The sequence below is a fragment of the Duncaniella sp. C9 genome (assembly GCF_004803935.1).
Taxonomy (GTDB): Bacteria; Bacteroidota; Bacteroidia; order Bacteroidales; family Muribaculaceae; genus Duncaniella; species Duncaniella muris.
The window spans coordinates 2,642,603-2,657,054 of the sequence record NZ_CP039547.1 but is presented as its reverse complement, the minus strand read 5'-3'; the positions used below and the strand labels follow the sequence as shown (position 1 = coordinate 2,657,054).

The 14,452-nt window shown below is 51.5% G+C and carries 10 protein-coding genes and 1 pseudogene; 3 read left to right on the top strand and 8 right to left on the bottom strand.

Annotated features, from left to right (window positions below):
- Positions 1–26: 26 nt before the first annotated feature.
- Both E7745_RS11130 and E7745_RS15080 read right to left on the bottom strand, forming a co-directional pair.
- Positions 27–2,393: a LamG-like jellyroll fold domain-containing protein gene (locus E7745_RS11130; protein WP_136408836.1), complete on the bottom strand. Its 2,367-nt coding sequence runs from the start codon at positions 2,391–2,393 to the stop codon at positions 27–29.
- 50 nt (positions 2,394–2,443) lie between these two features.
- Positions 2,444–3,700 (bottom strand): annotated as a pseudogene (locus tag E7745_RS15080) (Por secretion system protein); the annotation flags it as partial.
- A 336-nt stretch (positions 3,701–4,036) separates the two neighbouring features.
- On the opposite strand from E7745_RS15080, the gene E7745_RS11125 reads away from it, so the two are divergent.
- Positions 4,037–4,540 carry a flavodoxin gene (locus E7745_RS11125; RefSeq protein ID WP_124075470.1) on the top strand — a complete coding sequence of 168 codons (504 nt, stop codon included), beginning with the start codon at positions 4,037–4,039 and terminating at the stop codon, positions 4,538–4,540.
- A 144-nt stretch (positions 4,541–4,684) separates the two neighbouring features.
- Positions 4,685–4,840 carry a 50S ribosomal protein L34 gene (gene rpmH / locus E7745_RS11120; RefSeq protein ID WP_107031019.1) on the top strand — a complete coding sequence of 52 codons (156 nt, stop codon included), beginning with the start codon at positions 4,685–4,687 and terminating at the stop codon, positions 4,838–4,840.
- Between the two features lie 727 nt (positions 4,841–5,567).
- Here the strand turns inward: rpmH and E7745_RS11115 are convergent.
- The 4 genes from E7745_RS11115 to rsmG form a co-directional block, all read right to left on the bottom strand.
- Complete coding sequence (locus tag E7745_RS11115; RefSeq protein ID WP_124075469.1) at positions 5,568–6,176, bottom strand: porin family protein; 609 nt, start codon at positions 6,174–6,176, stop codon at positions 5,568–5,570.
- Positions 6,177–6,310: 134 nt separating this feature from the next.
- A complete protein-coding gene (locus E7745_RS11110) occupies positions 6,311–8,206 on the bottom strand; it encodes a biotin/lipoyl-containing protein (RefSeq protein ID WP_124075468.1) in 1,896 nt (631 codons plus the stop codon).
- A 237-nt stretch (positions 8,207–8,443) separates the two neighbouring features.
- Entirely contained in the window at positions 8,444–9,082 is a 639-nt protein-coding gene (locus tag E7745_RS11105) for an MBL fold metallo-hydrolase (protein WP_168182110.1), read from the bottom strand.
- Positions 9,079–9,699, bottom strand: coding sequence for a 16S rRNA (guanine(527)-N(7))-methyltransferase RsmG (gene rsmG / locus E7745_RS11100; protein WP_123398773.1), 621 nt, complete (start codon positions 9,697–9,699; stop codon positions 9,079–9,081). Before rsmG ends, E7745_RS11105 begins: the two co-directional genes overlap by 4 nt.
- A gap of 186 nt (positions 9,700–9,885) precedes the next feature.
- On the opposite strand from rsmG, the gene E7745_RS11095 reads away from it, so the two are divergent.
- Positions 9,886–10,725 (top strand): S1 RNA-binding domain-containing protein, encoded by an 840-nt coding sequence (locus E7745_RS11095; protein ID WP_107031024.1) that lies wholly within the window; start codon positions 9,886–9,888, stop codon positions 10,723–10,725.
- A gap of 145 nt (positions 10,726–10,870) precedes the next feature.
- Here the strand turns inward: E7745_RS11095 and E7745_RS11090 are convergent, their stop codons facing one another.
- Together E7745_RS11090 and E7745_RS11085 are read right to left on the bottom strand one after the other, a co-directional pair.
- Positions 10,871–12,850, bottom strand: a complete 1,980-nt coding sequence (locus E7745_RS11090) for an ABC-F family ATP-binding cassette domain-containing protein (protein WP_107031025.1) — start codon at positions 12,848–12,850, stop codon at positions 10,871–10,873.
- A gap of 168 nt (positions 12,851–13,018) precedes the next feature.
- Entirely contained in the window at positions 13,019–13,624 is a 606-nt protein-coding gene (locus E7745_RS11085; RefSeq protein WP_123398774.1) for a helix-turn-helix transcriptional regulator, read from the bottom strand.
- Positions 13,625–14,452: the final 828 nt, after the last annotated feature.

Here is a 14,452-nt window from a genome sequence, read left to right as displayed (position 1 = left end):
GATATATAAGGTGCGGGATGCTTGTCTTATCGTTTTACGAACTTGAATGTGCGCATTGACTTGCCGTCTTCAACCACGAGGACGTAAACGCCTGCTTCAAGAGTGTCGATGATATCTTCGCGGTCAGAACCTACGGCTGTGCGGAGGATCATGCCGCTGAAGGCGTTGACCACAGTGTAACGGGCGTTGCCGCCGTTGGCGATGATGTCTTCGATCTCTGAGAGGCGGAGGAGGTTGAAGTGTTCCTCTACTTCTTCAGCCGAGAGTGCCTTGGGATATACGATGAATTCGTCAATGGCTCCGCCGAAAGTGCGGTGTCCGCTTTCGTCATCACCTCCGATGAAGATGAGTTCGCTTGCCGAGAAGTTGATACCTCCGGTTTTCACACCTGTGAGGGTTGCAGCTTCCTTACCGTCGATATAGAGGGTTGTTGTTTTTCCTGCAAAGTTGCGCACACAGGCAATGTGGTGCCAGTTACCGTCAAATACGTAATCGGCGTTTTCAATCTTGCAGTCTGCTTTATCAGCATTGTCGTCAATTGAGAAGCTGAGGTAGCCGTTCTTGCGTTCGAGGCCGATCCAGTTGCCTGTGCCACCTTCCACGTTGGTGGTGTTGTGAGTGCCGATGCAGAAGAGATAGCCGTCATCGTCGGTTGATTTCACCCAGAGTTCGGCAGTGAAATCGCCTTCGCCTACGTTGATCGCATCATAGATGGGCTGGGTGAAGTATTCGGCATTGTCAAATTCAACTGCTCCGGCCTTCACGCCCTGAACGGATGCGATGCCTGCGGTTGCGGTGGCCTCACCGTGGGCGAGGTTGGGAGTTGTCTCGCCGATTTCGTCCATCGGGAAGTAGAGAATGTAGTCGCCGGCCTGTGATTCGTAGTGTTCCTTGACCTTGCTTGCACTCATTACTCCGCGGTAGAGTGAGAGTTCGTCGAGTTTGCCGTTGTAGGAGTTGTCAAATGCGGTCACGTCGCCGATGATGAGGGGTTCGTCATCGCTGATGATCTCTCCGGTGGGATCATCGCCTGAGGCTACGAGTTCGCCGTCAACATAGAGATTGAGCAATTTGTTGACAACGTCGCGGGTGGCAACGATGTGATGCCACTCGCCGTCAAAATATTTGTCGGCGCCGGAGACTTCGATCTGCTTCTTGGTCACGTTGTCGTCAATAGCGAAGCGGAGTTCCTTTGTGCCCTTGTTGTCTTTGTATTCGATGCCATACCAGTTGCCGGAGCCGTTATTGGGAGAAATGACACCCTTGTTGAGCAGGTAGCAGTTCTTGTCAACAGCGGTAGAATTCATCCAGAGTTCAATGGTGAATGAGTTGCTGCCGAAGTCAATTAGGTCATAGCTTTCCTGAACGTAGCGGTTCGATCCGTTGAGGCTGAGAGCATTGCCGTGCTTGCCTTCTACGGCTTCGCCGTTCCCGCCGTTGGCGGTAGCGATTTCACCAAGGATTGAATTGGGGGTGGTTTCACCTACTTTTTCGAATGGGTAGTGGGCCACGAGTTCAATCGAGGTGTTTAAGCGCACCTTGATTGTGCCGGAGATGGTCGCATTCTGGTCTTCTTCAGCACCGGTGGTGGTGATGGTGAATGCATATTCGCCTTCGGCCTTGGGGGCGCCTGAGATTGAGCCGGAGAGAGTGGCAGGGTCGAAACTGTAGGTCATGCCTTCGGGGAGGCCTTCGATTTTTACGCCTGTGGCGCGGATCACGGTGAAGCCGATAGTCTGGATTTCATCGCCAAGATAGATCACCTGGTTGAGCGCGCCGCCGTTGACGGTGATTGCACCCACGGTATTGAAGGCTTCCTCAAGGTTATAGCTGAGGTGGGGAGGCTGGTTGTAGCCGCAGTTCTGCCATGCTATGGCCACGCGATACTGACGGTCCTGCATCAGAGTGTTGACCCGGTAGTCGGTCGGGATGGTGGTTGAAAAAATGAGCAGATCGGATTCGGTTTCCTGATCGTGGAGAATGATTTCCTCGCGCCAGTCGCCGAAAAGGTCGGCCTGAAGATTGGGAGTGGCTTTGGTTCCGTTGGTGGAGCCTGCGTTTGAGTAGCTGGAGAATACCCAGCTTGCCGCTGTTCCGTTGAGGTTTTCACTGCGTTTCTCGATGATGGGGTATGACTTGCCTGCACTGGAATTGTATTTTCCGTCAAAAAGTTCATCAAGCAGGTCGCCGTCCCAATAGATACGGAAGTTTGACGAGGGAACTTTGCCGTCGATAGCGATCTCGCCTGTGCAGGTGAATGTCTTGTTGGCACGTGAAGTGTCCGAGCTATTTGCATACCATGCGTTAGGCCATACTTCGTAGCCACGGAATTTGGATGAAATGTTCGCTGCGAGACCGCGGCCGATGTCGTGGGCTGACTGGGGATTGCCCAAAGAATTTCGCCGGTGCGGGCATCGCGGAAAGTTGCATCCCACTTATAGGGAGATTTCTTTTCTTCGTGGACCATGAAGATTTCAAGGCCTTCGCGGTCGGGGTCCATGTCAGCGAGGTGGAGAGCATCGCCGTGGCCTGCACCTGTGCGCAATACTTTTACGCCGTCATGGTCAAGGATGGCAGATCCGTAGACAATTTCGTCAAAGCCGTCGCCGTCACAGTCGCCGATTGTCAGAGAGTGGGCGCCTTCGCCATAGAGGCCCTGGCCTGAAGTCTCTGATTTGTGGAGCCATTTTTCTGTGAGCTTCTGTCCGTCGAAGTTCACAGCCCAGACATAGGCGGCGGTGTAATAACCGCGGCAGAAGATGGCCGACGGAGTTTTGCCGTCAAGGTAGGCCACGCCTGCGAGGTAGCGTTCGCAGCGGTTGCCGTTGCTGTCGCCCCACTGGCTGTTTGTGCGGATTGTGCGTGGAGGATTATACTCGATGGTGTGAATTTCGGCTCCGGTCTCGCCGTTGAATACGGTAAGATATTCGGGACCGGCTACGACTATGCCGGCATGATCGTTCTTGTCTTTCTTTCCGTTGGACTTTGTGCGGTGATCGTCTGTCACTTTGGCATCGCCGAGAAGCACTGCTTTGCCCTGTCCGTCAATGGTACCGGGAGCTGTCTTGCATATGAGCTCAGCCTTGCCATCGCCATTGAAGTCGTAGACCATGAACTGGGTGTAGTGGTTGCCTGAGCGGATGTTCTGGCCGAGGTCTATGCGCCAGAGCTGGGTGCCGTCGAGCTTGTAGCAATCGAGGATGGTGTTACCGGTGTAGCGGTATTGGTCACCGTTGTCTGCCTGGTTGGTCGGGAACCATTTTACAATGAGTTCCCATTCGCCGTCGCCATCGACATCGCCTACGGAAACGTCGTCAGGAGTATAGGTATAGTTGCGCATCTCTCTATAGCCACCTTCGGGCGATGTGCCACCTTTGGGACGGTTCAGATGTACGCGCAGGAAATTTTCAGCCCAGGCGGCTACTTCCTTTGAGGTCTCGATGTCGGTGCCGTTGAGGATGGCTTTGACCTGATACTTTGCTCCGGGAGTTCCGGCGGGATCAGTGAAGTTAGTTACTTTGAGGGGAGTTTCGTTGATCTTGCTGCCGTCGCGGTAGACGTCAAAGAGCAGATCTTTCGAATCGCCGAGCAGCGAGCGCCATGAAACGAAGACGCCATTGTCGGCCTTTACGGCTATGACTCCGCGATCAAGCTTTTCGGGCTGGATCGTGTGGGAGTACTTGGACTGCTGCGCCGACATTCCGAGCGACATCAGCAGCGCCATGCACGATAAAAAAGTTTTTTTCATGCTAACAAGTTAAAGTAAAAAATTGATAAGTTTTCTGATATTATGGTTATTGAATAGTTGAACTGGTTCCGAAGTGCATGGACAGAAGCTTAGAGGAAGAGGGCCTTTCGCAGGATTCCGCCTCATGATGCCACTGCCGGTTAAGTTTTGATGGTATCAGGTGACAAAATTAATGATTTTTAGCCAAAAACGCAAATCCAGACGGCGGTGGCGAACAAATTTTGCATAACTTATGTTTATATTTCATAGACGTTCACGTCTGTTTTGTGGATAATTTAAGATAATATAATGAAAAAGATTGGTATATTTTACGGAACCACCACAGGTTCGACTCTCGAAGTCGCTGAAATGATAGCTCGCGAACTGAATGTAAATCCTCAGGATGTGCATGACGTGGCCCGGACGGCGCCGTCAGACGTAGCTGACTATGATGTGATAATTCTCGGTGCGAGTACCTGGGGGGCAGGCGATCTTCAGGAGGATATGGCCGGTTTTCTCGATGGTCTGCAGTCGCTTGATCTTGAAGGCAAGGAGGTGGCGATTTTTGGCTGTGGCGATGAGTCGATGGCTGATACTTTCTGCAATTCGGTAGGGGAGATCTATCATCGTCTCCATAACACGAAGGCTATGTTCATAGCTCCTTTCAGCAATGATGGCTACCACTACGATCATTCAGCCAGTGATGTCAATGGTATGATAGTGGGACTTTGCATTGATAATGTCAATCATCCGGAAAAGACCGAGGCGCGTGTCAAGGCATGGTGCGAGGAAATCAAAAAGGAATGTGAGTGAGAACGGAATGGGCAAGAATGGACAAGGAGGTAAATAGCATGGAAAAGTGTTATAAAATGTGAAATTTGTTTGATCGTATCAATGTTTTTTCTTAAATTTGCACCTCAAAATGCAGAATAACGAAAAAAATAAAAATATACGGCAATGAAAAGAACATTTCAACCTTCTAACAGAAAGAGAGTTAACAAGCATGGTTTCCGTGCCCGCATGTCTACCCCCGATGGACGCAAGGTCCTCGCCCGTCGTCGCGCCAAAGGCCGCGCTCGCCTGACCGTTTCTGACTCTATCGCCGGAAAGTAATCAGCTCTCACTTCTGAGAAAAACATAAGCCGATCTCCGTAAGGAGGCCGGCTTGTTTTGCTTACAGGAATAGGGGCGGTGGTGTTACTCTAACCGGTTCTAAAGAAATCAGCAGCAAAACCCGTAAAGGGAGGCAGCGGATTCAGAGGATAGCCCAAGCAAGATTCATGGGCCCCTGCAGGTGAGATTCAGACAGCGATGTCTCAAAGGCATTTAAGAAAGCTACGATCTCATCTGGAACGCTCCTTGTCGGATACCCGCCGCTCGTGGGGCCTTCCGTGGTGGTAAATCGGTGTCCTTCCGGACACCACATTTGCTTGAATGTCTTTCCCCCCGACACCTACGCGCTGAGCGCTACGGTGTCGGGGGCTACGAATAAATCGGTGTCCTTCCGAACACCCGCTGCCCGTGGAGCCGTTCGGAAAACGTATTGTCGGACTTGTCGTTGCCTGCGGATTTGTCCGGGTTACGCTGCGTTGAGGCTGGATGGTGATGTCCGACAGGACATCGATTTACTCGTAGCCCGTGACACCGCAGCGCACAGCGCGCAGGTGCCACGGGCCTGCGCCCCCCTACATGTGGAGTCCGGCAGGACACCGATTTACCGCTCCGGATGGAGTGCCTTCCTCTAAAGTCCACTTATAAAATAAAAGCCCGTGGCTTTTGCGCAGTAACCACGGGCCTATGGATTTCAGAGGACTTTGCAACACCCTCTGTTGCTCAGAAATCAGAATAGGTAAGCTGCTGTGATGGTCCAGTAGCGGTTTTTGCCTTCAATGCCGGCTTTGCCGTATTCGTCGTCAATAGCGCGGACGGCTTTAGTGAGGCCGAGGCCGTAGCGGGCGTTGATGTCGATGTGGCTTAGGAAACGCAGACCGAAGCCGAAGTTAAGAGCCCAGTCAACCGAGCGGTTGCGGTAGGCATCGTGGATATTTTTGCGACTGGTGAGGAATGACACACTCGGACCAACACCGAGGTAGGGAACAACGACTTTGCTGATAAGCGGCAGCGAAAAGTTGTATCTAAAGTTCAGCGGCAGCTCGATGTAGCTACGGTTGTCCTTGGATATTTCCTGCTCGGCAAGAAATTTGGCATTGCGGCGGACATACATTGCTGAAAGGTCAGCTGAGATGCCGATGACGGGAATGGTGAATTCACCCATCACACCTGCGGTCCAGCCGGTCTGGTTGTCGGAATCGAGCACGCTTTTGTTGAAGTGCATGTCATTGACGGTAAGTCCAACTTTGGGTCCGAAACGGAACTGCGCGTCAGCAGTGAATGTGGTTGCGCTGACAATGAACGCAAGCACCAACATGATTGCTTTGATAGATTTCATGAATTGTGATTGTGTGATAAATTAAATTGTATATGATTGGATCGCTGTAAAAAATATGGTATGCCATGAAACACATATATAGGACCTGCCTGGTGGTCAGGTCCTATATATGTGGATGTCGTATTTTTAGCCGGTCAGTTTTCAAATTCGATCAGAGGGGTGTCAGTAGCCACCTGGTCGTCTACGCTAACAAGTACCCGCTTGACTATGCCGCTGATTTCGGATTCAATATCGTTTTCCATCTTCATGGCCTCATAGACCAGCACGGTGTCTCCCGGCTTGACTTCCTGACCTGGTTTTACGTTGATTGAAACGACTCTGCCACTCATCGGGGCTGCGATTACCGGACCGGTGATGGGCTCGGCAGTTTCGGCGGGAGCTTCTTCGGCTGCGGGAGCCTTGACTGATTCTTCGGCTTCGAATTCTTCTTTGCGGCGTTTACGGAGGAATCCGTTGGCCACAGATGGCAGGAGTTCGAGCAAGAGATACTCTTCGGTGTTCGATGCGAGTTTGCGTCCGCCGAGTTCCGGAAGTTCAGGATTTTCAGGCTTGCGGTAGGCGCTGACGTCATAGGGCTTTTCTTCAGGGTTGCCGGTGATTTTCTCACGGAATGCGGGATCTATGGCCACCGGGGTTTTGCCGTATTCGCCTTTGACGAGTGAGATGAATTGGTTGGATTTGTTGGTATAGTCCGGCTTGCCGTTTTTGCGGTCGAGGGCCACAAGCACTGCCTGGCTGCCCACTATCTGGCTGGTGGGGGTGACGAGGGGGATCAGGCCGGCATCGCGGCGCACCATCGGGATCAGGCGCATGGCATCTTCAAGGAGATCTTCGCTCTGGAGCTGCTTGAGCTGGGCCACCATGTTGGAGTACATGCCACCGGGAACTTCTGCGGTCTTGACGAGTTCGTTGGGTTTGGGGAAGCCGAAGTAAGCTTCAATCTTGTGGCAGGCATCAAGGAGGGCTGCTTCGTCTTTGGCTTTGGCGAATTCGATGGCACTGTCGAAGAGGGCGAGGACTTCTGGTGGAAGTTTGTCGGTCAGCGGATCGAACGGACGCGGCATGTTGTCTTTGTTGAGGTCGAACTGTGCGAGCTCTTTGCGGGCTTCGAGAAGTCCGGTGCGGATACGGCCCACGGCTTCCATATTGACGTCAACTTCGACTCCCATGCGCTGACAGAAGATCCAGATGAGTTCGATGGCCGGAGCTGCGGAGCCTCCGCCGAACCACCAGATGTTGGTGTCGAGTATGTCGACTCCGTTGATGATGGCCATGAGCGATGATGCCAGGCCGTAGCCGGGAGTGCAGTGGGTGTGGAAGTCAACGGGGACTTTGACTTCGCGTTTGAGGGCTGAGATTATTGATGCGGCCCGGAGGGGGTTGACCAGTCCGGCCATGTCTTTCAGTGTGATGATCTTTGCGCCGAGCGCTTCCATCTGCTTGGCTTTGCTGACGAAGTATTCGTCAGTGAAGATCGGAGTCGGGCCTCCTTCACGTGATCCGAACATTGCTTTGAGCTTGCCGAGGAAGCCTTCGGGTTTGGCGGGAGCTTCGGGCTTGGGATCGACGGTGTAGCATACGGCTCCATCGGCTATGCCGCCGAGTCGATTGATGAGGCGGATTGATTCCTTGACGTTGTCGATGTCATTGAGTGCATCGAATATGCGCATTACGTTCAGCCCGTTGGCTATCGCTTCCTTGTAGAAGCCTTCGAGTACCGAGTCGGGATAGGGCACGTAGCCGAAGAGGTTGCGGCCGCGAGAGAGGGCGGAGAGGAGCGCTTTGGGGTGGTCACTCTTTGAATCCATTGCCTCGGAGAAAGTGCGGAGACGCTGCCAGGGCGATTCGTCGAGGTAGCGCATCACAGAGTCGGGTACTGCACCGCCCCAGACTTCCATGATATGGAAGCGGGCATCCTCGTAGTAAGGAAGGAGGCGGTTGATGGTCTCCTGTTTCATGCGGGTCGCGAAGAGCGACTGCTGGCCGTCACGCAGTGTGAGGTCGCGGATCTGAAGTTTGGGTCGTGTCATAACTTTTGAGATAGTTGAACGAGTAGGTTTGACCGTAAGCCCGGCTGCGATGGCGTGGAAGTGGGTCAGGGCGCCGAGGCTTGGTAGCTGTCGGCAAATATAAGGGATTTAATCTTATTAAAGAAAAAATTCCGTAATTATTTTTTAATTGTTGTGAAAAAAGTCTCAAATATGCCTCACAGGAGTCTGTGGCTGGGCAAGCGGGATGGTGTTGCCAGTTGAAATTGCGTTGGGCGATCAAAGGTAGGGGTTGGTGGTCTTTTCGCGTCCGATAGTGGTTTCGCCTCCGTGGCCTGCGAGGACTACTGTCTCGTCAGGGAGTGAGAGGAGCCGGCGCCTGATGGAGTCTATGAGTGTGGCGTGGTCTCCTTTGGGTAGGTCGGTTCGGCCTATTGATCCTGGGAAGAGGGCATCGCCGGTGATGACGAAGCCTGATTCGGGACAATAGAGCGCTATCGAGCCTGGCGAGTGGCCTGGGACTGCGATGATTTCGATGGGTTCTTTGCCGAGGTAAATGGTGTCGCCGTCGTGGAGTTCGACGTCGAGACTCTGCGGGGCGAGCGGCAGGCGCATGCCGAAACGGGCTGCCTGTTCGGGGAGGGTGCGGGCAAGGAAATCATCGGCGGGATTAGCTTTGATTTCGAGTCCGTATTTCTCTTTTATATATGTGTTGCCGAATATGTGGTCGAGGTGGCTGTGGGTGTTGATCAGCTGTGTCGGCCAGAGGCTGTTGCGAGAGATGAAGCTGTCAAGGGCGTCTTTTTCGGCCTGATCGATCATGCCGGGGTCGACTATGGCGGCTTCAAGGCTTTCGGGGTCCCACATGACGTAGGTGTTGACTCCGAACATATTGAAAACGAAACGGCTTACTTTCATAGTTCTACGTAAATAAGGTCTTTGGTCTTGAAATAGTCTTCTGCAAACCAGTCGCTCAGGGGGATGTCGAGTATCGGTCGCTTGACGCGGCCGAGTTCGGGGGCAAGGTCTCCGCCTTTGAGGCAGACGAGCCCGTTGGGGATGCGGTTGCGCTGTTCAGACGAAATGTTGCGGCTGATGATTCTGACGAGTTCGTCGAGCTGCATGACGGCGCGGCTGATCACGTAGTCGGCTTTTAGTTTGCATTCGCCCATGTCGCCGTGCTGGAAGGTGACGTTGGTGAGCCCGATTTCAGATGCGATTTCAGATGCGACGCGGATTTTCTTGCCGATGCGGTCTATCAGGTGGAAGCGGCATCCGGGCCAGAGGATGGCGAGGGGTATGCCGGGGAAACCTCCGCCGGTGCCGAGGTCGATCAGCAGCGATCCGTCAACCGGGGTCATGAATCGGGCTATCGCCAGGGAGTGGAGTATATGATGTGTGTATAGATTGTCAATGTCTTTGCGGGATATGACATTGATTTTCTCGTTCCACTCAGGGTAGAGGCGTCCAAGGGCGGTGAAGCGTTCGATCTGCTCCGGAGTAAGATCTGGAAAATATTTGAGAATTTCGTCCATTTGGGTTGATGGGTCTGATAGCGGACCGGGGGATCGGGAACGGGTGTGGGTTCCTGCCGGTCAGTCTGTTTAACAATCGGAAGTCTTCAGGCGTTTATATCAGATGGAACTAATTGTCGCCTGATTATGCAAAATTAGGGGTAATTCGTGAAAAAATGGTTAAATTTGCACAAAATAATACTCCATATGCTCAAGATCGGAAAATATAACACTCTGCGGGTGGCCCGCAATGTTGATTTCGGTGCCTATCTTCAGGATGCCGACGGAAATGAGGTGCTGTTGCCCTCGCGCTATATCGTCAACCCGCTTCAGCCTGGCGATGATATAGAGGTGTTTGTGTATAAGGATTCCGAGGGTAGGCCTATCTGCACTACGGAACATCCGTTTGCTCAGGTGGGAGAGTTTGCCTATCTGCAGGTGAACGATGTCAATCAGACCGGTGCTTTCCTGGACTGGGGTATCATGAAAGATCTGCTTGTGCCATTCCGCGAACAGACGGTAAAGCTGTCGCGCGGAATGGTGGTGTTGGTTTATGTTTATCTTGATGATGCCACGAAAAGAGTTGTGGCTTCGGCGAAGATTGACAAGTTTCTTGGCAATACCTATCCGCGCTATAAGCTCGGCGGCCGGGTGAAGGCGCTGGTCTACAAGCGGACCGATCTGGGGTATAAGGCGATTGTCGATGACCTGTTTCACGGTATGATCTATGAAAACGAACTTTTTGCTCCGCTGGAAATCGGAGAGGCTATCACGGCATATGTGAAGCAGGTGAGAGATGACGGTAAGATTGACCTTGTGCTGAGTGGCGGCAATGACGGCCGTGTCGATGCTCTTATGGAGCGGATACTGGGACGGCTGGCCAATGAACCTGATGGTTTTCTGCCTATTTCAGATTCGGCGGCTCCGGAAACTGTCAGAGCTACGTTTCAGTGTTCAAAGAAGGATTTCAAGAAGGCGATAGGCCATCTCTATCGTGAGCGCCGGATTGTGATAGCTGACGGCGGTATCAGGCTGGTCAAGGCGTGATTTCTTCAGTGTAAAAAACATTCGGGCATTACTCTGCATAAGGGGAATGTCCGGGAAAGAAAAGACAAGAGGAGTCTGCTTAATGAAAAGCGGGCTCCTCTTGCTTTTTCTTGGTGTTCTTTCTGTGCTTTGGTGCGCTTTTGTATTAGCGTGAGATTTCTTCGAGTTCCATTGAGGCGAGTTCCCAGAGTGACATGGCGTTTTCGAGTTGCTTGGTGGCTGTGGCGTGGCGGTCGTAGATGTCGGCCGGCGGGTTGCCTGCGGAGATGGCGGACTCGATGTCGGCTACTTCCTGTTCAAGGCGCGAGATTTCGGCTTCGGCTTCTTCGACTTTTTTGCGGGCTTTGCGGACGAGCTTTTCGTGTTCGCGCTGTTCGGCGTAGCTGAGCTTGCGCTGAGCTGGGGCGGTTGATGCCGGCGCATCACTGGAGGTATCGGCTTCTTTGGGCTTGGAAGCTGCCGGAGTTTTGTCGGCGACGGGGCGGATGGTGTTGCGTTCGAGCTCGGCGAGTGATGCGAGTTTTTTCTTTTCGAGGAATTCGTAGATGCCGCCGAGGCATTCGCGGACCTGACCGCCGCCGAATTCATAGACTTTCTCAACAAGGCCGTCAAGGAATTCGCGGTCGTGGCTGACTACGATGACTGTTCCGTTGAAGTCTTTGATAGCCTGCTTGAGAATGTCCTTGGTTTTCATGTCGAGGTGATTGGTGGGCTCATCGAGGATCAGCAGATTGACGGGCTCAAGCAGGAGACGGATCATGGCCAGTCGTGTCTTTTCACCGCCGGAAAGGACTTTGACTTTCTTGTCGGAAGCTTCGCCTCCGAACATGAAGGCGCCGAGGATGTCGCGGATCCTGGTGCGGATATCGCCGACGGCCACGCGGTCGATAGTGTCGAACACGGTGATTTCTCCGTCAAGCAGCGTGGCCTGGTTCTGGGCGAAGTAGCCGATCTTTACGTTGTGGCCGATTTTGAGGTTTCCGGTAAACGGTATCTCGCCCATGATACATTTGACAAGGGTTGATTTGCCTTCGCCGTTTTTGCCTACGAAGGCTACTTTCTCGCCGCGCTTTATGGTGAAAGTGGCGTGGTCAAAAACCTGATGGTTGCCATAGGCTTTGCCAACGTTGTCGGCGATGACGGGATAGTCACCGGATCGTGGAGCGGGAGGAAACTTGAGGTTGAGGCGGGAGGTGTCTACTTCGTCTACTTCGATGCGCTCGATTTTGGCAAGCTGTTTGATGCGGCTCTGAACCTGGACGCTCTTGGTGGCTTTGTAGCGGAAGCGTTCAATGAAGTCTTCGGTGTCCTGAATCATTTTCTGCTGGTTCTGATAGGCGCGCATCTGCTGATCGAGGCGCTCCTGCCGCAGGACGAGATATTTGGAGTAGTTGACGGAATAGTCGTAGATTTTGCCGAGTGAAATTTCAATTGTGCGGTTGGTGACGTTGTCGATGAAAGCGCGGTCGTGGCTGACGAGCACCACGGCTTTGGCTTTTGTGATGAGGAAATTTTCGAGCCACTGGATCGACTCGATGTCGAGGTGGTTGGTGGGTTCGTCAAGCAGGAGTACGTCGGGGCGGGCGAGGAGAATCTTGGCGAGTTCGATGCGCATGCGCCACCCGCCTGAAAATTCTGACGTGGGGCGCTGAAAGTCGCTGCGAAGGAAGCCGAGGCCGATGAGTGTCTTTTCGATTTCGGCTTCGAAGTTTTCGCTTTCTTCAATGGCGAGGCGGTCGGTCAGCGAGGTCATTGTCTCGATGAGCTCCTGGTAGGCGTCAGATTCGTAGTCGGTGCGGGTGAGAAGTTCGTTGTTGATTTCATCGAGGCGTGCCCGCATTTTGTCGACGTGGCTGAAGGCGCTGCGGACTTCGTCAATGACGGAGGAGGTGTCGCTGACGTTGATGTGTTGCGGAAGGTAGCCTACTGTTGTGTCGCGTGGCATGGCCACGTTGCCTGATGTCGGTTTCTGCAGTCCGGCTATGATTTTGAGCATTGTCGATTTGCCGGCTCCGTTTTTGCCGACAAGGGCTATGCGGTCTTTGGGGTTTATTATATAGGATATGTTGTCAAAGAGTGATTTTGCGCTGAATTCGACCGAGAGGCTGTTGATTGAAATGCTCATAGCGGATTGCGGGAGTATGATGGATGGGTTTTGAGTGATTTTGTTTTTCGGATTGCAAAATTACTCAGAATCCCGCAGACTGCCAAGAGTTTTGTAGGGGAGCATGGGGCGATGCCGATGGAGTGGAGTGTGAGGCCGGGTTGGTGGTGGTGGAGGAAGTCTGGGGGGCTACCGCATGAAAGGGTGGCCGTGGGCCGGATCAGGAATGAAGGATTCGTAAGTGCAGTCGTCGTAATAAACCACAATGCCTGTGACTCGTTTGCCTTTTCCGGTTGTTAGCGTGATGGAGTCATCGTTGGAGTCGGTCACGGCAGATGAGGAGGGGAATCCTGCTGATGGTCGGGTTGGCGGTTCGGCCGGTTCAACCGGAGTGGCAAATGTGAATGTTGTGTTGGCCTCCGGCGCAGATGGCGTTGCTGCTGATTTTTCTGAAGAATTTTGCATTGGGGTGTCATCGAAGTCTAAGCCGAAGTCAATTTGCTGTGTGACTGGCGTTTGCTGATGCTCTGGTGTTGAGGGCCGGCTGTTTTGAGGCTCTGAGATTTCAATATTTCCGTTCGTCACCATATTTCCCTCGCCAAACATCAGCCATACGATGTTTAGATCGGGGTAGGCGCTGTGGATTTTGCTGATGATTTCGTCGCTCACCTTCTTGTTGCGTCCGGCAAGTAGCTGGCTGCCAGTGGGGCGAGGGATTCCGCATTCATCTGCAAACTGGGTTATGCTGATCTGACGGCTGTCGAGATAGTGTTTGAGTCTTGAAACGAGGTCCATAATGCAAATTCTTTAGAATTTTGAATTGTAATGCGATTGCAAATGTAATTATATAATTTTGAATATGCAAATTTAAGAATGAAAACTCTAAAATTTGAGAATTGAAATTAGATTGGTGTGGATTATCAATTGTAAAGTCAATTACCTTATGGCGAGTTTGCTATTGTAAATGCAAGATTTGAAGCAATGGTTTAGGGTTAAGCTGTAAAATTCTATATAATCGGGGAGTTATATGTGTATATGGATTTGAATTTAGTAATGGCCTGTAAGTGGCTGTGGGATGGCGTGATATATTAAAGCTTTGATTTGGATTATTTTTATAATATAGGTGATAATTAATTAGTTATTCTGAATGTTAATGCTTTATAATTTGCAATTGTGATGCGTAGATTTGAAATTCGGACAGATAGCAAATATGAATTAGGATTGCAAAAACAGATGATGTAAATATAAATTCAAGAATGTAAATGGATTGAATTTGCGATTTGAAAATTGAAATTGAGATGTCATAAATCATAATAAATGTAAATACAAAGAGCGACAATGCAAATGAGAATTTTACGTTTGGATTGCAAACTTGCATTTGCAATTTAGAATAGTGTATATTTAAGTTTGTAAACTCAAAATACTTGATCTAAGAACAGATTTTCAAAAATTGACGGCATCCATCTGATGCTCATTGTTATAACAAGTCACAAATATGAAAATACATACTGATTAACGATAATTAATCAATGATATTTGCTTTTTATATTCCCAATACATTTATTATACCGCGTTATCTATTGATAACACTTCTCAACAAAGCGATATTTGCGCCGGATTACG